Origin of the sequence: Pseudomonas oryzicola, from assembly GCF_014269185.2 — a bacterium.
GTDB lineage: Bacteria > Pseudomonadota > Gammaproteobacteria > Pseudomonadales > Pseudomonadaceae > Aquipseudomonas > Aquipseudomonas oryzicola.
This window is the reverse complement of sequence record NZ_JABWRZ020000001.1, coordinates 1,305,530-1,327,965: the sequence shown is the minus strand read 5'-3', so window position 1 is coordinate 1,327,965 and position 22,436 is coordinate 1,305,530. Positions and strand designations below refer to the sequence as shown.

Below are 22,436 nucleotides of genomic sequence, written 5' to 3'. Positions count from 1 at the left end.
CCGCCGCGACGTACGGCGAATCTCCCGATCCTTGAGAACACAGCCTATGTCAGAAATGCATTCGGCGCTGCCTGCTGGCCAGCGCCGATGGGTATCAATGGATCAGACCGACCCGCGACAGGTTGGGCATGTGGCTGAGCTTGGGCTCTGGCCAGCTCATCCATACTGCGAAAGCCTTGCCGACGATGTTCCGGTCCGGAACCATGCCGTGCAGTTCCTTGGGAATGTTCGGGTCATCCCAGTAACGGCTGTCGTTGGAGTTGTCGCGGTTGTCGCCCATCATGAAGTAATGGCCCGCCGGCACGGTCCATTGCTGGTCCGGCGGCATGCGGTAACGGCTCATTTCCTTGCGGATCAGGTGTTCGACCTCGCCGAGCTTTTCCTTGTACAACTCGGCGCTGCCCAGGGTGCCCGGCTCGGTGCCTACCAGTTGTTCGGCAATTGGCTGGCCGTTGACGAACAACCGCTTGTCGTTGGTATAGCGGATCTGGTCGCCCGGCAGGCCGACCACACGCTTGATGTAGTTGACGTTCGGGTCGCTCGGGTAGCGGAACACCATCACATCACCGCGTTGCGGGTCGCCCACCTCGATGACCTTCTTGTCGATCACCGGCAGACGGATGCCGTACGAAAACTTGTTCACCAGGATGAAGTCGCCCACTTCCAGGGTTGGCTTCATCGACCCCGAAGGAATCTGGAACGGCTCGACCAGGAACGAACGTAGCACCAGCACGATGAACAGCACCGGGAAGAAGGACTTGCCGTATTCGACCAGCAACGGCTCCTTGCCAAGGCGCTCGACCACCGCCATTTCGGGCTGGCTGACGCTGCCCTGGTAGTTGGCGATTGCCGCACGCCGGCGCGGGGCCAGGAACAGCAGGTCGATCAAGCCCAGCAGGCCGCAGACGAAGACGGCGATGACTAGCAACAGCGGGAAATTTAGCGACATAGGACCTAGCTATCCAACCTGAGCACGGCGAGGAAGGCTTCCTGTGGAATCTCCACGTTGCCCACCTGTTTCATGCGTTTCTTACCGGCCTTCTGCTTCTCCAGCAGCTTCTTCTTACGGCTGACGTCACCACCGTAGCACTTGGCCAGTACGTTCTTTCTGAGTGCCTTGACGGTTGTACGCGCGATGATCTGGCCGCCGATAGCTGCCTGGATCGCCACGTCGAACATCTGCCGAGGGATCAGTTCCTTCATCTTTTCGGTCAACGCTCGGCCTTTGTAGGCCGCGTTGTCGCGGTGCACGATCAGGGCCAGGGCATCGACCTTGTCGCCGTTGATCAGCACGTCCAGCTTGACCAGGTTGGCCGACTGGTAGCGATCGAAATGATAGTCCAGCGAAGCATAGCCGCGGCTGGTGGACTTGAGGCGATCGAAGAAGTCCAGCACCACCTCGTTCATCGGCAAGTCGTAGCGCACCTGCACCTGGCTGCCGAGGAACTGCATGTCACGCTGCACGCCACGCTTCTCGATGCACAGGGTGATGACGTTGCCCAGGTGCTCCTGCGGCACCAGGATGGTCGCGGTGACGATCGGCTCGCGGAAATCGGCGACAGCCGAGACGTCCGGCAGCTTCGACGGGTTGTCGACAGTGATGGTCTCGCCGGTTTTCAGTTCAAGCTCGTAGATCACGCTTGGCGCGGTGGTGATCAGGTCCAGGTCGTATTCGCGCTCGAGGCGCTCCTGGATAATCTCCATGTGCAGCATGCCGAGGAAGCCGCAACGGAAACCGAAGCCCAGTGCATCGGAGCTTTCCGGCATGTATTGCAGCGACGAGTCGTTCAGGGTCAGCTTCTGCAGAGCATCGCGGAAGTCCTCGAAGTCGTCGGAGCTGACCGGGAACAGCCCGGCGTAGACCTGCGGCTGGATCTTCTTGAAGCCTGGCAGCACTTCCACTTCAGGGGTGGAGGACAAGGTCAGGGTGTCACCAACCGGGGCACCGTGAATGTCCTTGATGCTGGCAATGATGAAGCCCACTTCACCGGCCTTCAGGTCGGCGGTCTGGGTATGTTTCGGGGTGAACACACCCACGCTGTCGACCAGGTGCACCTTGCCGGTGGACTTGACCAGGATCTTGTCGCCTTTCTTGACGCGGCCATGACGCACGCGCACCAGCGAGACTACGCCCAGGTAGTTGTCGAACCAGGAGTCGATGATCAGCGCCTGCAGCGGCGCCTCGATATCGCCTTCCGGCGCGGGGATGGTCTGCACCAGGCGTTCGAGCACCTCGTCCACGCCCATGCCGCTCTTGGCACTGCACGCCACGGCATCGGTGGCATCGATGCCGATGATCTTCTCGATCTCGTCCTTGACGCGGTCCGGGTCGGCCTGGGGCAGGTCCATCTTGTTCAGTACCGGCATGACTTCCAGGCCCTGCTCGATGGCGGTGTAGCAGTTGGCCACGGACTGGGCTTCGACGCCCTGGCCGGCGTCAACCACCAGCAGTGCACCTTCACACGCCGCCAGCGAACGCGAGACTTCATAGGTGAAGTCGACGTGGCCGGGGGTATCGATGAAGTTCAGCTGGTAGACCTTGCCGTCCTGCGCCTTGTAGTTGAGCGTGACGCTGTGGGCCTTGATGGTGATACCGCGCTCGCGCTCCAGGTCCATGGAATCGAGCACCTGAGCTTCCATTTCGCGCGCCGACAGGCCACCGCACATCTGGATGAAACGGTCGGCCAGCGTCGACTTGCCATGGTCGATGTGGGCGATGATGGAGAAATTGCGGATATGACTCAAATCACTCACGGGTCAACACTCGAAAAGGCTGCGAGCCGGACGCCCGCCGAAAAATAGCCGGGAATTGTACCTTAAGCCGCAGCAGGCCGCCACGACCACTGACCGACCAAACGGCGCGCATGGTCTTCTGCCGCGACACCGACCTATCAGTTCTATCAGTAGAGCTCGTTGACATGCCATTCCTAGAATGGATGCCCAGACAAGATGAGGGCTATCCAGTGGAACAGGCACATCAAGCAGGCGCATTGAATCCTGGGTTTGGCACCGAAGGCATCGCAGAACTCCCTTCCTTCAATGGCTGGACCGACAGGCACAGCACCGGCATGACACTCCAGGGATCCAAAATTCTGGTAGGAGCACGGGCATTCCTGGCCCCGCGAGAAAACTACGCCATGGCGCGCTTCGGTGCGGACGGAAAGCCTGATCTGACGTTCGGAAAAGATGGAGCGGTTGCAGGCCAGTTTTCCGCTGGTGCACTTTCCAGTTGCGAAGACATCACCAGCTCGCCCAGCGATAGCGATGCAATCTGGCTTCTGGGACACGCGCAACCGGACCCTTTCACTCCCGGACGGCTGTTGTTGGCAAAATTCGATCGCGACGGCCAAGCCTCGCCCGCCGAGCACACACTGGAAGTCGAAAAAGGTGCTTCGCCTCTGAGGCAACAATCCCGCCTGGCCCTGCACGACGATCACGTCCTGGTTTCCGCCAATTTCGACGTCGGGCTGCCCCGCGTCTACAAGCTGGATGCCCACGGCAATCCCGGCTTCGGCGGCAAACAATACATCCAGGTCAAATTCGCAACGGATGAAGTCAGAATTGCCGCCCTGGCCGTCAGTGGCAAGGCCATCCTCGCCTGCGGCTCGCTGAAAAAACCAGACGGCAGCTACGCAGGCTTCTTGGCGCGCTTCCATCCGGACGGCACACTCGATACGCAGTTCGGCAACCAGGCCGGGTTTCACGTGTTCAAAGCAAACCAGAACAATACCTGGAGCTACGGGCTGGTGGTCCGACCATCGGGGCAATTGACCGTGCTTGGCCAATCAGACGATGCCACAGGCGAGGCGAAACGAGCACTGATCTGGCAATTCACTGCCCAAGGAGCAACCGACCCGAGCTTCAACCAAGGCGAACCACTGTTGATGAGCTTCGATGAAGGCAATGACGATGGCTGGTATTCGGCCGTTGTTCAGCCAGAGGGAAAGTTGCTGGCATTTGGCCGTTCAGCAACTGATACGGTTTACGCCAGGCGCTTCAACGCCGACGGTAACGTGGATGACTCTTTCAAACTGGCAGTGATCTTGACCGCTACAGACCGGATTGAATCCCTCTGGCGCTTGAACGATACGCTGCTGGCCGTAAACGCTACTGGCCCGACCGGACCGACAGGCATGGTATTCAGTTTCCTGAACACATAAAAGAACCCGGCGCATCATGCGCCGGGTTCTTACTGAAACGACGAGCCGTTTATTCAGCCAGCTTGAAGGTAATGAAGCTCGCGCGCCCCTGACGCAGCACACGCATCGACACCGAACGGTTCTTCGGCAATTCCTTGGCAATTTCGGTGAATTCCTTGGCCGAGCCAATGGCCTGGTTGTTCAGGTGGCTGATGATGTCACCTGGACGCAGGCCAATCATTGCAGCCGGACCGTCCTGGACCTCCTTGATCACCACACCGCCTTTGAGCTCCAGGGATTTCTTCTGCTCGGCGGTCAGGTCGGCCACCGATACGCCCAGGCGGTTGCTGCTGCGCTCAGCGCTGCCTTCGGCACCGGTAGCGATGTCGGCATCGTCATCCGGCAACGCACCGACACTGACATCGAGGGTCTGGCGCTTGCCGTTGCGGATGATCTCCAGCTTGGCCTTTTCGCCATCCTTGAGGCTGCCCACCAGGTGCGGCAGGTCTGCCGACATGATGATCGGCTGGCCGTTCATGCTCAGGATCACGTCACCGACCTGCAAGCCGCCCTTGGCTGCCGGGCCGTTTTCCAGCACCTGGGCCACCAGGGCGCCGGCCGGTTTGTCCAGGCCGAAGGACTCAGCCAGGTCCTTGTTGACCTCCTGGATCACTACACCCAGCCAGCCACGGCTGACCTTGCCGTCTTTCTTCAGCTGGTTGGAGACATCGATCGCCACATCGATCGGGATGGCGAACGACAGCCCCATGAAACCGCCGGAACGGGTGAAGATCTGCGAGTTGATGCCCACCACCTCGCCGTTCATGTTGAACAGCGGGCCGCCGGAATTACCCGGGTTGATGGCCACGTCGGTCTGGATGAACGGCACATAGGTGTCGTTGGGCAGGGTCCGGCCCTTGGCACTGACGATGCCTTTGGTCACCGAGTGGTCGAAGCCGAACGGCGAACCGATGGCCAGCACCCATTCACCCACCTTCAGCTTCTCGGAGTCACCCAGTTTCACCGTCGGCAGGTTCTTGCCTTCGACCTTGAGCAGGGCCACGTCGGTGCGCGGGTCGGTGCCGACCAGCTTGGCCTGCAGCTCGCTGCGGTCCGACAGGCGGACGATGATCTCGTCGGCATCGGCCACCACGTGGTTGTTGGTCAGCACGTAGCCATCGCTGGAAATGATGAAGCCCGAACCCAGCGACTGTGCCTCGCGCTGGCGGTCACCGCGTGGCGAGCGAGGCTGCTGCGGCATGTTGCGCTCGAAGAACTCGCGGAACATCGGCGGCAGGCCTTCCAGGTCGGGCATCTCCCCAGCAGCCATACGGCGGTCCGGCAGTTTCTGCTTGGTACTGATGTTGACCACGGCTGGCGAGGCCTGCTCGACCAGGGTAGTGAAGTCCGGCAGGGCTTCCTCGGCCTGGGCGGTGAGCACCTGGCCGAGCATCAGCACGGCGGCGAACATCGATAGATAGGATTTCAAGCGTGGTATTGACATACGGCTCCCGTCACAACGAGCGGTAGTTTAGAAAGGCCCTGCCCAAAGCAGGAAAGGCCAGGCTCCAAGAAGCCTGACCTATAGAAAATTTGCCGAAGGATTGCAAATGACAATGCTTTAATTTCATTTCAGGCGCCTGTCCGCTCGCCTTGGCACAGCCGGCATGCCTGCCCGGCAAGGCGCGCAGTCACTGGCGCGCCTGGGCGTCCTGGGGGCGCATGGACAGCGCCACGCGCTCCGCAGTCCCCAGCGGAATTTCGCCGACCACGGTGACCATCACCTTGCCCTTGGGCGTGTTCAGGCGCCGCGATACCGCCGACGTCGGGCCAAGCTGGGTGCGCATGTCGGTCCCGCCATCATCGCTTACCGGTTCCAGAAACACCGAGAAGCGCGTCAGGCCATCGTCATACATCAGGCTGCTGACCACACCGCCCTGCTTCGGATCGCGGCGCACCGAACTGTTGACCAGTTCGAACCCTGGCGGCAACCAGTCCGAACGCCAGCCGGCGACCTTGTCATTGCCGGCAGCAGCCACCTGCTGCACGGGCTTGCAGGCGGCACTGGCGCGCAAGTCCTGGTCGCTGGGCACTGTGGTATCGAGACGGGTCATCTGGAAACGTTCGAGCAACTGCCCCTTGTCGTTGATCATCAACGAGCGCAGCGGTAGCCCGGTAGCGCGGTCCAGATGCATTTCGAAGGCATAGCGGTGCTGGTCACGCGGGCTGAGCGTCACGATCACGGCATCACGCCCGGCGACCCGCGACTTGCCCGCTACGCTCAAATCGTACCAACCCATCAGTTTCAGTGGATCCAGCACACGCTGAGTGGCGTTCGCAGGGGGCGTCACACCGCTGGCCAAAACCCCGCTGACGCACTCTACCTTGCCATCCACGCGCACGATTTCCTGGGCGGCGCCATCGAGCTGCAGGAGCCGCTCGCTGACCTTGCCGTCTTCGACCTTGTGCCAGATCTCGTGGGAGGAGAAGCTGCCGTTACGTTCGTAGACAAAAGAGCCCTGGTAGCTCTGCTTTTGCTCGGCCTGTGCCAGCTTGTTCAACCACTCGCCCGCCTCGGGCGATGAGTTGGCTGCCAATGCTGGCACCGTCATGCAGCTGCCAATCAGCAGCGACAGGAGAGGTAGCGCGCGCATGATCCTCCTTACTTAACGGTTTTCCAGGCTGGCGGCGCGGGCATACGGCAATGCGGTTTCAGTGCCCTTGAGCGCGGATTCCTGAGCATGCTGGCGCAGATAGCCTGGCAGACGCTGGTCCCAGCCGGCCTGGTTCTGCAGCACGCCGTTGGCCATCGGCCCGGTCGGTTGCTCACTGCTCTCACTATAGCCTGCCAAAACGGCCGGGCCCTGTGCCTGGGGCACGGTCACGCCTTGCTGGGCTGGCTGCTGGGCTGCAAGCTCGGCGCCAGTGATCTCGTCCTGGTTGTACATGCGTACACCGGCCAGCACCGCGACGGTGACCGAGGCAGCTACCGCCAGGCGGCCAATGCTGCGCCATGGGCCCTTCTTGACCTTGGTCGGCACGGCTTCGTCAGCCAGTGCCGCAGAAACCGCCGCTGCGATATCCAGTTTCGGCAGCAGCAGCTCGTTGTGCATCGCTGCACGGGCAACCTGGTAACGCGACCAGGTGGCACGGGTTTCAGCATCGTCAACGGCATTCAATACCCGACGCAGTTCAAGCTCGTCCGCTTCGTTATCCATTACCGCGGACAGCGATTCCTGCAAAGCTTCACGACTCATGGCGGTTCCTCTCTTGGCTGTCGCCGCTGTCTCAGGTTTCCTGCAGCAAAGGTTGCAGGGCTTTGTCTATGGCCTCCCGAGCGCGGAAGATTCGAGAGCGCACGGTACCCACCGGACATTGCATGACACTGGCAATGTCTTCGTAACTCAATCCATCGAACTCGCGCAGCGTCAGGGCCGTACGCAGGTCTTCCGGCAGTTGCTGGATGGTGCGATGGACGGTGCCTTCGATTTCATCCCGCAACAACGAGCGCTCTGGGGACTCGAGATCCTTGAGACCATGATCGCCGTCGTAAAACTCCGCATCCTCGGAGCTCACATCGCTGTCTGGTGGCCGTCTTCCACGGGACACCAGGTAGTTCTTCGCCGTGTTGATGGCGATGCGGTAAAGCCACGTATAGAACGCGCTGTCGCCGCGGAAATTGCCAAGCGCACGGTAGGCCTTGATGAAGGCTTCCTGTGCTACATCCTGGGCTTCGTGGGTATCGTGAACGAACCGCACGATCAACCCGAGAATCTTGTGCTGATATTTCAGCACCAACAGATCGAACGCTCGCCTGTCGCCGCGCTGAACACGCTCGACAAGCTGCTGATCCTCTTCCTGGGTTAGCATGAACACTCCTCAGTGGACTCGAAGGAGCGTTGCAGCAGCCATCGATCAGGCTTGCAACCATAGACTCGGGCTTTGCGCAAAAGTTCTCCCCTCCAAGCAAGTTTCCTGCAGCCCTTGGTCGGCTTGCACGAAAGACGCTGCACGGTCACGGCCGGCTACGTCGATAATCAGGTTTCGAGTACGCAGGGTCAGCCTGGACAGGCCTGCCGCCCTGCGTCGCCGCGGTAAATTGTGGCGTACGGGCAGCCTTCATAGGATTTCCGGCGTTATCGGAAAGTTCCCACAAGGTTGTCGCCATCAGGCAAGTGGCATGGAAATTGGCCACCCGGGGCTGCTATAAAGGCAGCCCGGCCAGCCTTAACGATAGTTTCACAATGCCATCGGCGCGCGACTATTGTGCCGCGCCCCTTCCGAAGAATACTAGTGTCCCGACATGAGCCAACAATTCCAACATGATGTCCTGGTGATCGGCAGCGGTGCCGCCGGTCTCAGCCTGGCACTGAACCTGCCCAGCCACCTGCGCGTCGCCGTGCTCAGCAAGGGCGACCTGGCCAACGGCTCGACCTTCTGGGCCCAGGGCGGCGTCGCAGCAGTGCTGGACAATAGCGATACCGTACAGTCGCATGTCGAGGACACCCTCAACGCCGGCGGTGGCCTGTGCCATGAAGAGGCGGTGCGCTTTACCGTCGAGCACAGCCGTGAAGCCATCGAGTGGCTGATCGAGCAAGGCGTGCCTTTTACCCGCGATGAGCACTACAGCGTCGACGATGGTGGCTTCGAATTCCACCTGACCCGCGAAGGCGGCCATAGCCACCGGCGCATCATCCATGCTGCCGACGCCACCGGTGCCGCTATCTTCACCACGCTGCTGGCCCAGGCCCGCCTGCGCCCGAACATCCAGTTGCTGGAGCAGCGCGTGGCGATCGACCTGATCACCGAACGGCGCCTTGGCCTGCCTGGCGAGCGCTGCCTGGGTGCCTACGTGCTCGACCGCAACACGGGCGAAGTGGACACCTTCGGCGCACGCTTCACCGTGCTGGCCACCGGCGGCGCAGCCAAGGTCTACTTGTATACCAGCAACCCCGATGGCGCCTGCGGCGACGGCATCGCCATGGCCTGGCGCGCCGGTTGCCGGGTGGCGAACCTGGAATTCAACCAGTTTCACCCAACCTGCCTGTACCACCCGCAAGCCAAGAGTTTCCTTATCACCGAAGCCCTGCGCGGCGAAGGCGCCCTGCTGCGCCTGCCCAATGGCGAGCGCTTCATGCCACGCTTCGATCCGCGCGAAGAGCTGGCCCCGCGTGACATCGTGGCTCGTGCCATCGACCATGAGATGAAGCGCCTGGGTGTGGACTGCGTGTACCTGGACATTACCCACAAGCCGGCCGACTTCATCAAGAGCCACTTCCCCACCGTCTATGAGCGTTGCCTGGCCTTTGGCATCGACATCACCCGCCAGCCGATCCCGGTGGTACCGGCGGCGCACTATACCTGTGGCGGGGTGATGGTGGACGACCGCGGCCACACCGATGTGCCGGGGCTGTATGCCATCGGCGAAACCAGCTTCACCGGCCTGCATGGCGCCAACCGCATGGCCAGCAACTCGCTGCTGGAATGCTTCGTCTATGGCCGCGCTGCCGCAGCCGACATCCAGGCGTGCCTGGACGAAGTGGTCATGCCCAAGGCCCTGCCCGGCTGGGACGCCAGCCAGGTCACCGACTCGGACGAAGACGTGATCATCGCGCACAACTGGGATGAGCTGCGGCGCTTCATGTGGGACTACGTCGGCATCGTGCGCACCAGCAAGCGCCTGCAGAGGGCCCAGCACCGCATTCGCCTGCTGCTGGACGAAATCGATGAGTTCTACAGCAACTACAAGGTCAGCCGCGACCTGATCGAACTGCGCAACCTGGCGCAGGTGGCCGAGCTGATGATCCTCTCGGCCATGCAGCGCAAGGAAAGCCGCGGGCTGCATTACACGCTGGACTACCCGGGGATGCTGGCCGAGGCCAGGGACACCATCCTCAGCCCGCTCTGAGATCGGCATCGCCTTCTTCGCGGGCTTGCCCGCGCCAAGAAGGCAACCCGAATCTATGCCCGGCTCACTTCAGCCCAGCGGCGCCGGCTGAACTTCAACCGCACCCGCAAGCGCCGGTGCTCATCAGCCCCCAGCGCATCCCCCGGCACACACTGGCTCTGCCCCAGCCAACGCCCCGCCCGCTCGAAACGCAACACTACCAGCGCCGGCAACGCCACGCTGTCGCGGCACAAGCGCACCGGCTGCCAGCCGAGGGCACGGCTGAACACGTACCAGCCGCGCGCATCACGGCGCAGGCCAGTCACGGCATGCTCATGGGTCAGCAGAATACGTCGGGGAATGGCCCAGCCAGCGTGGGCGATACAGGCGGCGGCAACGGCAAGGGCCTGCCACCCGGACAGCGGGCTCGCCCATATGGCGAGCCACGCCAGCACCTGGCAACCCAGGTAGGCCGTCAGCAGCAGGCACGAGCCTTGCCAGCGGCACTCGAAACACTCACTTGGGCTGGACACGGTCCAGGATGATGCGGACCATGCGCTGCAGCTCCGGGTCTTCGGACTCGGTGCGCTCCATGAACCAGCCGAACATGTCCTGATCTTCGCAGCTCAGCAGACGCACGTAGAGTTCGCGGTCGGCCTGGTTGAGCGTGGGATAGACTTCCTGGGTGAAAGGTACCAGCAGGACGTCCAGCTCCAGCATGCCACGGCGGCTGTGCCAGAAAAGCCGGTTGAGTTCAGTTTGTTCGACCATGGGGCCCTCCTCGAATGGCCCGCCAGTATACAGCCAGGCGAGCGAAGCGACACCGGGCGTTGGTCTAGTCACCTACCTATTTTGTTACCGGCGTTCTATGATGGCCGCCAGTCTTTAAGCCACCGCGATGACCCATGGCCGATTCCGCTTTCTTCTGCCCCCTGTCCCACGAGGGCATCCTCGCCGTCCGCGGCTCCGATGCAGGCAAGTTCCTGCAGGGCCAGCTGACCTGCAACATCAACTACCTCAGCCAGCAACATGCCAGCCTCGGCGCCCGCTGCATGGTCAAGGGGCGCATGCAGTCAAGTTTCCGCATCCTGCCCGAGGGCAACGGTTACCTGCTGGCCATGGCCAGCGAGCTGCTCGACGCGCAGTTGGCCGACCTGAAGAAGTACGCGGTGTTCTCCAAGGCCACACTGGCCGATGAGAGCGCCGCATGGGCACGTTTCGGTTTGCAGGGTGGCGATACGGCTTTGCAGGCGCTGGGGCTCGACGTACCCGCAGCAGCCGGCAGCACCGCCCGGCATGCAGGCCTGATCGCGATCGCCGTTTCTGCTGGCCGCGTGGAGTTGTGGGCGCCCGCCGATGACGCTGGCAGGGTACACCAGGCCCTGGCCGCCGCCCTGCCCGAAGGCAGCCTCAACGACTGGCTGCTGGGGCAAGTTCGTGCCGGTATCGGCCAGGTCATGGGACCGACCCGTGAGCTGTTCATTCCACAAATGATCAACCTGCAGGCCGTTGATGGCGTCAGCTTCAAGAAAGGCTGCTACACCGGGCAGGAAATCGTCGCCCGCATGCAATACCTGGGCAAGCTCAAGCGCCGCCAGTACCGCCTGGCCCTGGACCAACAGGCCATTCCAGCTCCGGGTGAGGAGATTTTCTCGCCCACCCATGGCTCGTCGGTCGGTGAAGTGGTCCTGGCTGCCAGCACGGGCACGGGCTGCGAGCTGCTCGCGGTGCTCAGCGCCGAAGCGGTGGACGACGACAACCTGCACCTGGGCAGCCTCGGCGGCCCGCGCCTGCAGGTATTGAGCCTGCCCTATGAACTGGATCGCGACCGGGAAATCCAGCGCTGACCAGCCTGCCCCGCCTCTGTGGCGGGGCCGCACCACCACTGCGGTAGACACGCCCATGAACAAGCTGGCAGAGATGGTTCAAGCACAATTGCTCGAGGCCATCGAAAAGGATGACCTGGTCCTGCCGACCCTGCCGGAGGTTGCCCTGAGCATCCGCGAGGCAGCGGAAGACAGCGAAATCAGCGTAGCAGCCCTGAGCAAGGTGATAGGTCGCGATGCGGCGCTTTCGGCGCGCCTGATCAAGGTCGTCAACAGCCCGCTGCTGCGCGCGGCGGTCGAAGTCACCGATCTGCACACTGCCATCACGCGGCTGGGGGTCAATTACAGCTGCAACCTGGCCATTGGCCTGGTCATCGAGCAGATTTTTCACGCCCGCGCGCCGGCGGTCGAACAGAAGCTACGCGATATCTGGGCCAACAGCCTGGACGTGGCGGGTATCAGCTACGAAATCTGTCGGCGTTTTACTCAGCTAAAGCCCGACCAGGCCACCCTCGGCGGGCTGGTCCACCAGATTGGTGCGCTGCCGGTGCTGATCTACGCCGAAGAGCACAATGAGCTGCTGTCCGACCCGGTGTGCCTGCATTACGTGATCGAGCACATCCAGCCGGTGCTGGGGGACAAGATTCTCAAGGCGTGGGAGTTTCCGGAGCAACTGGTCAAACTGCCGAGCCAAGTGCAAGACCTGGACCGGCAGACCGACAGTATCGACTATATCGACATCGTGCAGATCGCCCGCTGCATCAGCCAGCCCGGGCGCCATCGGCCGTTGGTGGCCCTGCCGGCGTACCGCCACCTCGGCCTGCCGTTCGGCACCGAGCTGGAGGTTGGAGAACTGATCGATGCGCGGAGCATGTTGCGCTGACCGATATCAGCCTGCGCCGGCTCTTCACGGCCAAACCCGCGGAAGAGCCGGCACAGGCAACACATCAATCAGCGATAAAACTCACCCGCACCCGCAACCCGCCCTTCTCGCCATCATGCAGGCTCACTTGAGCCAGATGCGCCCGGCAGATTTCGCCAACGATCGCCAACCCGAGCCCGCTTCCCTGCGCACTGCGCCGATAGAAGCGTTCGAACACCCGCTCGCGCTCGGCCTCGGGAATCCCCGGCCCATCGTCCTCAACCTCCAGCACAGCTGGCGCCAGCACCCGCAAGATCACGTTGCCGCCGACTGGCGTATGGGCCAGGGCGTTATCCACCAGGTTGCTCAACAGTTCGTTGAGCAGCGTCGGCTCGCCTTTGAGCCAAACCGGTGCTTCGGCCTCCAGGGCCAGCGCCACCCCACGTTTGTGTGCAAGCGGGGCCATGGCCATGCCCAGTTCGCGCGCCAGTTGGCTCAGGTCCAGGCGCTGCGCGCCGCCTTCGGCGATCGCCCGCGCGCCGTTCTCGACCCGCGCCAGTGACAGCAGTTGGTTGGCCAAGTGAGTCAGCCGATCGGTGCCCTGGGCTGCGGATTCCAAGGTCTGCCGCCATTCCTCTGGCTCCGCTGAGCGCAAGCCCAGCTCGACCCGGGCCTTGAGCGCGGCCAGCGGCGTGCGCAATTCGTGAGCGGCGTCGGCAATGAATTGGGCCTGGCGCTCGAACTGCCCGCGCAAGCGTTCGGTGAAGTGGTTCAAGGCCCGTACCAGCGGGCCCAGCTCATGTTGCACCTGCACCACCGGCAAAGCCCGCAAGTCGTCAGGCTGGCGCTCTTCAACCGCCGTACGCAAGCGCTCCAGTGGCCGCAATGCGGCGCTCACGGCAAACCACACCAGCACCAGCGCACCCAGCGCCAGCATGCCCAGACGCAGCAGGGTATCGGCCATCAAGCCACGGGCCATGCGCACCCGCGCTTCCTCGGTCTCGGCCACGCGGATTTCCGCCATGCCGTTCATGTTGGGTTCGCTCACCGGCTTCAACAGGCTGACCACACGCACGTCCTGGCCCAGGTAGGTGGCGTTGTAGAACCGCGCCAGTGCCGGGTAGTCATCGGTACGCGGCGTGCCCGGCGGCGGTGGCGGCAAGTTCTCGTAGCCGGAGATCAGCCGCTGCTGGATATCCAGCACCTGGTAATAGATGCGTCCGGCACTGTCGTAGGCAAACGTGTCCAGGGCTACGTAAGGCACGTCGGCACTGAGCGAACCGTCCCGCTGGGACAGGCCTGCGGCAATGGTCCGCGCCGAAGCCAGCAAAGTGCGGTCATAAGCCGTGTCGGCAGCCTCGCGGCCATTCCAGTAGGCGCTCAGGCCGCTGGCCAGCATCAGCACCACCAACAGCAAGGCCAGGTTGCCGAGCAAGCGCCCGCGCAGGCTGCCGTTGTCACGCATCGCGGTGCTCGAGCAGGTAGCCCAGGCCGCGGAAGGTGACAATGGCAACCGGGTGGCCATCGAGCTTCTTGCGCAACCGGTGGATATAGATCTCGATGGCGTCAGGGCTGGCCTCTTCATCCAGGCCGAACACCTGGGCAGCCAGTTGCTCCTTGCTCATCACCCGGCCCGGGCGGGCGATCAACGCTTCCAGCACACTCTGTTCGCGCGAGGTCAGGGTGAGGTTGTCGTTACCCAGGGCAAAACGCCGGGTGTCCAGGTCGTATACCAGCGGCCCGCAGCGTTGCTGGCGCTCGCCACCGAGCACGCTGCGGCGCAACAAGGCCTTGACCCGGGCTTCCAGCTCGGTCAGTTCGAACGGCTTGGCCAGGTAGTCGTCAGCCCCGAGGTTCAGCCCGTGGACACGGTCCTTGACGTCGCTGCGTGCGGTGAGCATCAACACCGGCAAGGTCTTGCCGCGCCCGCGCAGGCGCGCCAGCACCTCGAAGCCGTCCATGCGCGGCAAGCCGACATCCAGCACGGCCACGGCGTATTCCTCGCTGGCCAGGGCCAGGTCGGCGGCCACGCCATCATGCAGCACGTCCACGGTCAGGCCATGGCTCTTCAAGGCCTGGGCCACGCTTTCGGCCAGTTGCAGGTGGTCTTCGACCAGCAGCACACGCATCGGTTTCTCCCTGCTCGGGTGGGGCGGTGGCGCGGAGTGTACCGCTGTCGACAAGCCTGTGAAGCCCCCGTCGACAAACCTTTCACGCTGAAAGGTTAGCGAAAGGTTGATTACCTAGCATCGCACCACGGTCGCCCTTCGCGCCGAAAAAGCACCAGCAAGGTGCAACGAATAAGAACAATAATCGGAGCCATCAGTGATGCTGTCATTGCAGCCGCAGGCGTTCACGCCTACCCGTTCCTTTGCCGCACGCCCTTCTGCCATCGCCAGCGCCCTTGCGCTTGCCGGTGTCGCCCCGATGAGCCAGGCCGCCTTCTTCGAAGACAGCACGGCCACCTTCGAAACCCGCAACATGTACTTCAACCGCGACTTCCGCGACGGCACCAGCGCGCAGCAGTCCAAGCGCGACGAATGGGCCCAGGGCTTCATCCTCAACTTCGAGTCCGGCTATACCGATGGCACCGTAGGCTTCGGCCTGGATGCGCTGGGCATGCTTGGCATCAAGCTCGACTCCAGCCCCGACCGCACCGATACCGGCCTGCTGCCGACCCACGATGACGGCAAGGCCGCCGACGAATACTCCAAGCTGGGCCTGACCGGCAAGGTGAAGGTGTCACAGAGCGAACTCAAGATCGGTACCCTGATCCCGGAACTGCCCACCTTGCAGCCCAACGACGGGCGCATCCTGCCGCAAACCTTTGAAGGCGGCCTGCTCACTTCGAAGGAGATCAAGGGCCTGACCTTCACCGGCGGCCGCCTGGACAAGGCCAAGGACCGCAACGACACCAACTGGGAAGACCTGGCGCTGAACAACAAGAACGGGCGCTTTGGCGGCTCGTTCAGCGCTGACAACCTGGACCTGGCCGGCCTCGACTACCAGTTCACCGACCGCATCACCGGCAGCTACCACTTCGCCCAGCTGGACGACATCTACCGCCAGCACTTCATCGGCATGCTCGCCACCCAGCCGTGGGGCCCGGGCACCTTCGGCGCCGACCTGCGCCTGGCCGTGAGTGACGACGCCGGCGCCGGCAAGGCCGGCAACATCGACAACACCACCATCAACGGCATGCTCAGCTATGCCCTGGGCGGGCACAAGGTCAGCGCCGCCTGGCAACAGCTGTCCGGCGACAGTGCCTTCCCTTACGTCGATGGCGCCGACCCGTACCTGGTCAACTTCGTCCAGATCAACGACTTCGCCAACGCCGACGAGCGCTCCTGGCAGGCGCGCTACGACTACAACTTCGCCGCGCTCGGCATACCCGGCCTGACGTTCATGACCCGCTACATCAGCGGCGACAATGTCAGCCGCGCCGCCGGTGGCGAGGGCAAGGAATGGGAACGCGATACCGAAATGAAGTACGTGGTGCAAAGCGGCCCGTTGAAAAACGTTGCCGTACGCCTGCGCAACGCCACCTTCCGCTCCAATTTCGCCCGTGATGCCGATGAAGTCAGGCTGCTGGTGAGCTACAGCGTGGCGCTGTGGTAATCCGATCGCACTAACCCAACAGCGGTAAACCGATAACAACAACGCTTACGGAGATGAACGATGACTTTTTCCCTGCGCCGCCTCGCCCTTGCCACCGGCTGCCTGCTGCTGGCCGGCAACGTCCTCGCTGGCGAACCGAAACGCCCTGAATGCATTGCCCCCGCCTCGCCCGGTGGCGGCTTCGACCTGACCTGCAAACTGGTGCAAAGCGCCCTGGTGCAGGAAAAGATCCTCAGCAAGCCGATGCGCGTCACCTACATGCCAGGCGGTGTCGGCGCGGTCGCCTACAACGCGGTGGTCGCCCAGCGCCCGGCCGATGCCGGGACTCTGGTGGCCTGGTCCAGCGGCTCGTTGCTGAACCTGGCCCAGGGCAAGTTCGGCCGCTTTGACGAAAACGCAGTGAAATGGCTGGCCGCCGTCGGTACCAGCTACGGCGCCATCGCGGTGAAGAGCGATTCGCCCTACAAGACCCTCGACGACCTGGTCGCGGCACTGAAGAAAGACCCGAGCAAGGTGGTGATCGGCTCGGGCGGTACCGTTGGCAGCCAGGACTGGATGCAGACCGCGCTGATCGCCAAGGCGGCCGGCATCAACCCGCGTGACCTGCGCTATGTGGCCCTGGAAGGCGGTGGCGAAATCGCCACGGCACTGCTGGGCGGGCACATCCAGGTGGGCTCGACCGACATCTCCGACTCCATGCCACACATCCAGAGCGGCAACATGCGCATTCTCGCGGTGTTCGCGGAAAACCGCCTCAACGAACCCGAGATGAGAGACATCCCCACCGCCAGGGAACAGGGCTACGACATCGTCTGGCCAGTGGTGCGCGGCTTCTACCTGGGGCCAAAGGTGAGCGACGAAGACTACGCCTGGTGGAAGCAGTCGTTCGACAAGATGCTGGCCTCGGAGGACTTCGCCAAGCTGCGTGACCAGCGCGAGCTGTTCCCGTTCGCCATGACCGGCGAAGAGCTGGACGGCTACGTGAAGAAGCAGGTGGCTGACTACAAGACCCTGGCCCGGGAATTCGGCCTGATCCAGTAAGCCGCATCCCTTCACCGATCCCTGTGGAGCGGGCACGCCCGCTCCGCAGGGCCGCGTTTCATGAGGACTCTAAAATGATCCTGCAACGCATCTTCGCCCTGGTCCTGCTGGCAGTGTGCGCCGCCCTGGCCGTGATGGCCTGGCCCTACCAGGCGGCGTTTTCCTATGAGCCGGTGGGCCCGCGCGCCTATCCGCTGCTGATGCTCGGGCTGATGGGCCTGGGCCTGCTGTACCTGGTGTTCCGCCCCACGCCCATCGTACGCAAGGACGACGAGCCGGAACTGGACCGCGAGACCCTGATCAAGATCAGCGCCTGCGTCGGCCTGCTGATCGTGTTCGCCAGCACCTTCGAAGCCCTGGGCTTCATCCTCAGTGCCATCCTGATCGGCGTGCCCATGGCCCGCCTGTACGGCGGTCGCTGGCTGCACAGCTTCATCGTGGTGGCAGGCATGAGCCTGTTCCTCTACTGGCTGTTCGACCGCGTGATGGACGTGCCCCTGCCCCTTGGCCTGCTGAGCGTACTGGAGAACTGACACATGGATACCTTGAGCTACCTGGGCCAGGGCTTCGGCGTCGCCCTGTCCCCTTACAACCTGGTCACCGCCCTTACCGGCACGCTGATCGGCACGGTGGTCGGCCTGCTGCCTGGCCTGGGCCCGATCAACGGCGTGGCCCTGCTGATCCCCATCGCCTTCGCTCTCGGCCTGCCACCGGAATCGGCGCTGATCCTGCTGGCAGCGGTGTACCTGGGCTGCGAATACGGCGGCCGTATCAGCTCGATCCTGCTGAACATCCCGGGTGAGGCCTCGACCGTGATGACCACCCTCGATGGTTACCCGATGGCTCGCAACGGCCTGGCTGGCGTGGCGCTGTCACTGTCGGCATGGAGTTCGTTCATCGGTGCTTTGATCGCCACCTGCGGCATGGTGCTGTTCGCTCCGCTGCTGGCCAAATGGGCGATTGCCTTCGGACCGGCGGAATACTTCGTGCTGATGGTCTTCGCCATCGTCGCCCTCGGCGGCATGGCCGGTGACAAGCCGTTGAAAACCTTCATCGCCGCACTGATCGGCCTGTTCCTGTCAGCCGTCGGTATCGATGCCAACAGTGGCGTATACCGGTTCACCGGCGACAGCGTGCACCTGGCCGACGGCATCCAGTTCGTGGTGCTGGTGCTGGGCCTGTTCTCCATCAGCGAAATCCTCCTGCTGCTGGAAAAGACCCACCATGGCCACCAGGCGGTCAAGGCCACCGGGCGCATGCTGTTCAACCTCAAGGAAGCCGCCTCGGTGTTCGTGGTCAACATCCGCTGCGGCCTGCTGGGCTTCGTCATGGGCGTGCTGCCAGGCGCCGGTGCAACGCTGGCCAGCGCCGTGGCCTACATGACCGAAAAACGCCTGGCAGGCGAAAAAGGCAATTTCGGCAAGGGTGATGCCCGCGGCCTGGCCGCCCCGGAAACCGCCATCGGCGCATCCTGCTGCGGTGCCCTGGTGCCGATGCTGACGCTGGGCGTACCCGGCTCGGGTACCACGGCGGTGATGATCGGTGCACTGACCCTGTACAACATCACCCCCGGCCCGCTGTTGTTCGAACAGCAGCCCGACATCGTCTGGGGCCTGATCGCCTCGTTGTTCGTCGCCAACATCATGCTGGTGATCCTCAACATTCCGATGATCCGCATCTTTACCCGCATCCTCGCCGTGCCGAACTGGGCACTGGTGCCGGTGATCGCCATCATCACCGCGATCGGTGTGTATGCGGTGCATGCCACCACTTTCGACCTGTTCCTGATGGTCGGCATCGGCATCATGGGCTACATCCTGCGCAAGCTGGACTTCCCGCTGTCGCCGATCCTGCTCGGTTTCATCCTCGGCGGGCTGATGGAGCAGAACCTGCGTCGGGCGCTGTCGATCTCCAACGGTGAGCTGGGCATCCTCTGGTCGAGCACGATCAGCATGTCGGTATGGGTGCTGACTATCTGCATGCTGACCCTGCCGCTGCTGCGCAGCTGGCGCAAACGCAGCCTGCAGCGCCGAGCGATGGCCGATGCCTGACCGTGGGTTGCCGCTGTTTGTCGTGACCGGGCTGGTCGGCCTTGCTGGCGGTTTCGCCGCCAGCAAGGTCGGCTGGCCTTTGCCATGGATGGTCGGCTCGCTGCTGGCGATCATCCTGGTGCGCTGCCTGACGCCCTGGCAACTGCCGGAAATCCCCAACGGGCGCAAATGCGGGCAATGCATCATCGGCATCGGTATCGGCCTGCACTTCACCCCGGCGGTGATCGAGCAGGTGGCCAGCCATTTCGCGCTGATCTTCTTCGGCGCGCTGTTCATCAGCCTGTCCAGCGTGATCAGCGTCTGGCTGCTGCGGCGCAGCGGCGAAGACCGCGCAACGGCGTTCTTCGCCAGCATGCCCGGCGGCTCGGGGGAGATGGTCAACCTTGGCGCACGCAATGGCGCGGTGCTCAGCCAGGTGGCGGCGGCGCAGAGCCTGCGTGTCCTCGCCGTGGTGCTGTGCGTACCGGCGCTGTTCAAGTTTCTGCTGGGTGATGGGGTGCCGATGAATCACACCGGCAGCGTGAGCTGGGGTTGGCTGGCAGTAATCGCTCCGCTGGGGGTTGCCGCTGCGTTGCTCTGGCAGCGCTTGCGCCAACCCAACCCGTGGTTGTTCGGGCCATTGCTGGTGGCGGCTACGCTGAGCCTGGCGGGCAACCTGCAGATTGCCCTGCCCCACGGTGCCAGCCAGATCGGCCAGTGGCTGATCGGCAGCGGCCTGGCCTGCCACTTCAACCGGGCATTCTTCCGCCGCGCCCCGTCCTTCCTCCTGCGCACCCTGGTCGCCACTGCGCTGTGCATGGCAATCGCCGCCAGCGCAGCCTGGGTGCTGAGCATCATGACCGCGCTGGACCTGCGCTCGCTGACCTTGGGCATGATGCCCGGCGGAATTGCCGAGATGAGCCTGACCGCCGAGACCTTGCAGCTGTCGGTGCCGCTGGTGACGGCACTGCAGGTGATGCGGCTGCTACTGGTGCTGTTTCTGGCAGAGCCGCTGTTCCGGCTGTGGAGTGCCAGGCCGGAATGATCGTGTCGCTTTCTTCGCGGGCTTATCCGCGAAGAAAGCAACGCGGCCGGTCCATCACAGCGGCGGCAATGCCCAGTTGATCGGCGTCAGCCCGCGCTGCTCGAGGAAGCTGTTGGCGCGGCTGAAATGCCCACAGCCCAGGAACCCCCGGTAAGCCGACAACGGCGACGGATGCACCGATTTCAGCACCAGGTGTCGCGTCCCGTCGATCAGCTTCTGCTTGCTTTGCGCATGCGAGCCCCACAGCAGGAACACCACGTTCGGGCATTGCTCGCTGACCACCTGGATGATCCGGTCGGTAAAAAACTCCCAGCCCTTCTTGGCATGCGACGCCGCATTGGCACGCTCCACGGTCATGGTCGTGTTGAGCAGCAGCACGCCCTGCTCGGCCCAGCTCTGCAGGTAGCCATGGTTGGCGATCGGGATATTCAGGTCGCGCTGCAATTCCTTGTAGATGTTGACCAGCGACGGTGGCGTGGCCACGCCCGGCTGCACCGAGAAACACAGGCCATGCGCCTGCCCCGGCCCGTGATACGGGTCCTGGCCGAGGATCACCACCTTCACCTGGTCCAGCGGCGTCGAATTGAGCGCATTGAAGATCAGCGGCCCTGGCGGGTAGATCTCCTTGCCGGCGGCATACTCGCCGCGCAGGAACTCACGCAACTGCTGCATGTAGGGCTGGTCGAATTCGGCGCGTAACGCGGCCTTCCAGCCGGGTTCGAGTTTGATGCGATCGTCGTCAGTCATGGGGCCTTCCGTAAACAATGGCGCGACACTAGGTAAGCCTTGTGCGCTTGTCAAACGATCCGACCGACGACCGGCATGATCGGCCAGGCAAGCCATACTTGTGCGATGACTTGCGCGAGGTAGTCCATGGCCATTCATTGCGAGGTACTCACCGGCGCCGATGGCGCCCGCATCGGCATCGCCACCCTGGATGCGCCCAAGGCGCTCAACGCCCTGAGCCTGCCGATGATCGAAGTATTGGGCGAGCAGTTGCACGCCTGGGCCCGAGACCCCGGGATCGTCTGCGTGTTGTTGCGCGGCAACGGTGGCAAGGCGTTCTGCGCAGGGGGCGACGTGCGTGCGCTGGCGCAAGCCTGCCGCGACCACCCCGGCAGCGTACCACCGCTGGCCGCCACCTTCTTTGCCGCCGAATATCGCCTGGACTTCGCCCTGCACACCTACTCCAAACCGCTGCTGTGCTGGGGGCACGGGCACGTACTGGGCGGCGGCATGGGGCTGCTGCAAGGCGCCAATATACGTATCGTCACCCCCAGCAGTCGGCTGGCCATGCCGGAAATCAGCATTGGCCTGTACCCGGACGTGGGCGCCAGCTGGTTCCTTGCCCGCCTGCCGGGCAAGCTGGGCTTGTTCCTCGGCCTGACGGGCGCGCCGATCAATGCCCGCGACGCCCTTGACCTGGGCCTGGCCGACCGCTTCCTGGGCGAACACCAGCAGGAAGCGCTGATCGAGGAACTGCTGCAATTGAACTGGCAGGAGCAGACCGCATTGCAACTGAACAGCCTGCTCAAGGCCGAACAGCGCCGGGCCTGTGCCGAGCTGCCAGAAGCCCAGTGGCTACCACGGCGGCAGGTGATCGATCAGTTGCTCGACGTAGCCGATGCGGCCGCAGCCTGGCGTGCGCTGGAAGAGCTCAAGCACCACGAGGATCCGCTGCTGGCCGAGGCCGGCCGACAATTGCATCAAGGTTGCCCGCTGACGGCACACCTGGTTTGGGAGCAGATTCGCCGGGCACGCCACCTGTCGTTGGCACAGGTGTTCCAGATGGAATACGGCATGAGCCTGAACTGCTGCCGCCATCCGGAATTCAGCGAAGGGGTACGCGCGCGCCTGCTGGACAAGGACAACCAGCCGCGCTGGCACTGGCCGGATGTGGCGCAAGTGCCGGCGGCGGTGGTCGAGGCGCATTTTGCCAAGGTGTGGGAAGGTCGGCACCCGCTGGCGGACCTGGATTAGCTTCGAGA

The 22,436-nt window shown here is 63.3% G+C and carries 21 protein-coding genes; 10 read left to right on the top strand and 11 right to left on the bottom strand.

Annotation, left to right across the window (positions count from 1 at the left end; genetic code table 11):
* Nucleotides 1-94 precede the first annotated feature (94 nt).
* Complete coding sequence (gene lepB, locus HU760_RS06045) at nt 95-949, bottom strand: signal peptidase I (protein ID WP_186677625.1); 855 nt, start codon at nt 947-949, stop codon at nt 95-97.
* A 5-nt stretch (nt 950-954) separates the two neighbouring features.
* Nucleotides 955-2,754, bottom strand: coding sequence for a translation elongation factor 4 (gene lepA, locus HU760_RS06040; RefSeq protein WP_025340425.1), 1,800 nt, complete (start codon nt 2,752-2,754; stop codon nt 955-957).
* Nucleotides 2,755-2,963: 209 nt separating this feature from the next.
* On the opposite strand from lepA, the gene HU760_RS06035 reads away from it, so the two are divergent.
* Nucleotides 2,964-4,160 carry a delta-60 repeat domain-containing protein gene (locus tag HU760_RS06035; RefSeq protein WP_186677622.1) on the top strand — a complete coding sequence of 399 codons (1,197 nt, stop codon included), beginning with the start codon at nt 2,964-2,966 and terminating at the stop codon, nt 4,158-4,160.
* A 49-nt stretch (nt 4,161-4,209) separates the two neighbouring features.
* On the opposite strand, the gene HU760_RS06030 is transcribed toward HU760_RS06035, so the two are convergent.
* The 4 genes from HU760_RS06030 to rpoE all read right to left on the bottom strand — a co-directional run bounded on the left by HU760_RS06030 (nt 4,210) and on the right by rpoE (nt 8,009).
* On the bottom strand, nt 4,210-5,610 hold the full coding sequence (locus HU760_RS06030; RefSeq protein WP_437179853.1) for a DegQ family serine endoprotease: 1,401 nt from the start codon (nt 5,608-5,610) through the stop codon (nt 4,210-4,212).
* Between the two features lie 220 nt (nt 5,611-5,830).
* Complete coding sequence (locus tag HU760_RS06025) at nt 5,831-6,793, bottom strand: MucB/RseB C-terminal domain-containing protein (RefSeq protein WP_186677620.1); 963 nt, start codon at nt 6,791-6,793, stop codon at nt 5,831-5,833.
* A 12-nt stretch (nt 6,794-6,805) separates the two neighbouring features.
* Nucleotides 6,806-7,396, bottom strand: a complete 591-nt coding sequence (locus HU760_RS06020) for an RseA family anti-sigma factor (protein ID WP_186677615.1) — start codon at nt 7,394-7,396, stop codon at nt 6,806-6,808.
* A 31-nt stretch (nt 7,397-7,427) separates the two neighbouring features.
* Nucleotides 7,428-8,009 carry an RNA polymerase sigma factor RpoE/AlgU gene (gene rpoE, locus HU760_RS06015; RefSeq protein WP_003252049.1) on the bottom strand — a complete coding sequence of 194 codons (582 nt, stop codon included), beginning with the start codon at nt 8,007-8,009 and terminating at the stop codon, nt 7,428-7,430.
* A 433-nt stretch (nt 8,010-8,442) separates the two neighbouring features.
* Between rpoE and nadB the strand changes: the two genes are divergently transcribed.
* Complete coding sequence (gene nadB / locus HU760_RS06010; RefSeq protein WP_186677612.1) at nt 8,443-10,047, top strand: L-aspartate oxidase; 1,605 nt, start codon at nt 8,443-8,445, stop codon at nt 10,045-10,047.
* A gap of 53 nt (nt 10,048-10,100) precedes the next feature.
* Here the strand turns inward: nadB and HU760_RS06005 are convergent, their stop codons facing one another.
* Both HU760_RS06005 and HU760_RS06000 read right to left on the bottom strand, forming a co-directional pair.
* The gene (locus tag HU760_RS06005) at nt 10,101-10,559 is read right to left on the bottom strand and encodes a protein YgfX (RefSeq protein WP_186677610.1); all 459 of its coding nucleotides are present in this window, start codon (nt 10,557-10,559) and stop codon (nt 10,101-10,103) included.
* Nucleotides 10,543-10,797, bottom strand: a complete 255-nt coding sequence (locus HU760_RS06000) for an FAD assembly factor SdhE (RefSeq protein WP_170032071.1) — start codon at nt 10,795-10,797, stop codon at nt 10,543-10,545. The genes HU760_RS06005 and HU760_RS06000 overlap by 17 nt, the downstream gene beginning before the upstream one ends.
* 134 nt (nt 10,798-10,931) lie before the next feature.
* Between HU760_RS06000 and ygfZ the strand changes: the two genes are divergently transcribed.
* Both ygfZ and HU760_RS05990 read left to right on the top strand, forming a co-directional pair.
* Nucleotides 10,932-11,873, top strand: coding sequence for a CAF17-like 4Fe-4S cluster assembly/insertion protein YgfZ (gene ygfZ / locus HU760_RS05995; protein ID WP_186677607.1), 942 nt, complete (start codon nt 10,932-10,934; stop codon nt 11,871-11,873).
* A 55-nt stretch (nt 11,874-11,928) separates the two neighbouring features.
* Nucleotides 11,929-12,735, top strand: coding sequence for an HDOD domain-containing protein (locus HU760_RS05990; protein ID WP_186677604.1), 807 nt, complete (start codon nt 11,929-11,931; stop codon nt 12,733-12,735).
* Between the two features lie 64 nt (nt 12,736-12,799).
* Here the strand turns inward: HU760_RS05990 and HU760_RS05985 are convergent, their stop codons facing one another.
* Both HU760_RS05985 and HU760_RS05980 read right to left on the bottom strand, forming a co-directional pair.
* Nucleotides 12,800-14,179, bottom strand: a complete 1,380-nt coding sequence (locus HU760_RS05985; RefSeq protein WP_186677600.1) for a sensor histidine kinase — start codon at nt 14,177-14,179, stop codon at nt 12,800-12,802.
* Complete coding sequence (locus HU760_RS05980) at nt 14,172-14,843, bottom strand: response regulator (protein ID WP_186677597.1); 672 nt, start codon at nt 14,841-14,843, stop codon at nt 14,172-14,174. The genes HU760_RS05985 and HU760_RS05980 overlap by 8 nt, the downstream gene beginning before the upstream one ends.
* Before the next feature lie 199 nt (nt 14,844-15,042).
* Here HU760_RS05980 and HU760_RS05975 point away from each other — a divergent pair, with 199 nt between their 5' ends.
* The 5 genes from HU760_RS05975 to HU760_RS05955 all read left to right on the top strand — a co-directional run bounded on the left by HU760_RS05975 (nt 15,043) and on the right by HU760_RS05955 (nt 20,448).
* Nucleotides 15,043-16,332, top strand: coding sequence for an OprD family porin (locus HU760_RS05975; RefSeq protein ID WP_186677594.1), 1,290 nt, complete (start codon nt 15,043-15,045; stop codon nt 16,330-16,332).
* Nucleotides 16,333-16,392: 60 nt separating this feature from the next.
* The gene (locus tag HU760_RS05970; protein ID WP_186677590.1) at nt 16,393-17,373 is read left to right on the top strand and encodes a Bug family tripartite tricarboxylate transporter substrate binding protein; all 981 of its coding nucleotides are present in this window, start codon (nt 16,393-16,395) and stop codon (nt 17,371-17,373) included.
* Between the two features lie 74 nt (nt 17,374-17,447).
* A complete protein-coding gene (locus HU760_RS05965; RefSeq protein WP_186677587.1) occupies nt 17,448-17,906 on the top strand; it encodes a tripartite tricarboxylate transporter TctB family protein in 459 nt (152 codons plus the stop codon).
* Nucleotides 17,907-17,909: 3 nt separating this feature from the next.
* Nucleotides 17,910-19,424, top strand: coding sequence for a tripartite tricarboxylate transporter permease (locus tag HU760_RS05960; protein WP_186677584.1), 1,515 nt, complete (start codon nt 17,910-17,912; stop codon nt 19,422-19,424).
* A complete protein-coding gene (locus HU760_RS05955) occupies nt 19,417-20,448 on the top strand; it encodes an AbrB family transcriptional regulator (protein ID WP_186677582.1) in 1,032 nt (343 codons plus the stop codon). Before HU760_RS05960 ends, HU760_RS05955 begins: the two co-directional genes overlap by 8 nt.
* Nucleotides 20,449-20,502: 54 nt before the next feature.
* Here HU760_RS05955 and ung read toward each other — a convergent pair whose 3' ends face one another.
* Nucleotides 20,503-21,195 carry a uracil-DNA glycosylase gene (gene ung / locus HU760_RS05950; protein WP_186677580.1) on the bottom strand — a complete coding sequence of 231 codons (693 nt, stop codon included), beginning with the start codon at nt 21,193-21,195 and terminating at the stop codon, nt 20,503-20,505.
* 126 nt (nt 21,196-21,321) lie between these two features.
* Here ung and dspII point away from each other — a divergent pair, with 126 nt between their 5' ends.
* Nucleotides 21,322-22,428: an enoyl-CoA hydratase/isomerase DspII gene (gene dspII, locus HU760_RS05945; RefSeq protein ID WP_186677577.1), complete on the top strand. Its 1,107-nt coding sequence runs from the start codon at nt 21,322-21,324 to the stop codon at nt 22,426-22,428.
* Nucleotides 22,429-22,436 lie beyond the last annotated feature (8 nt).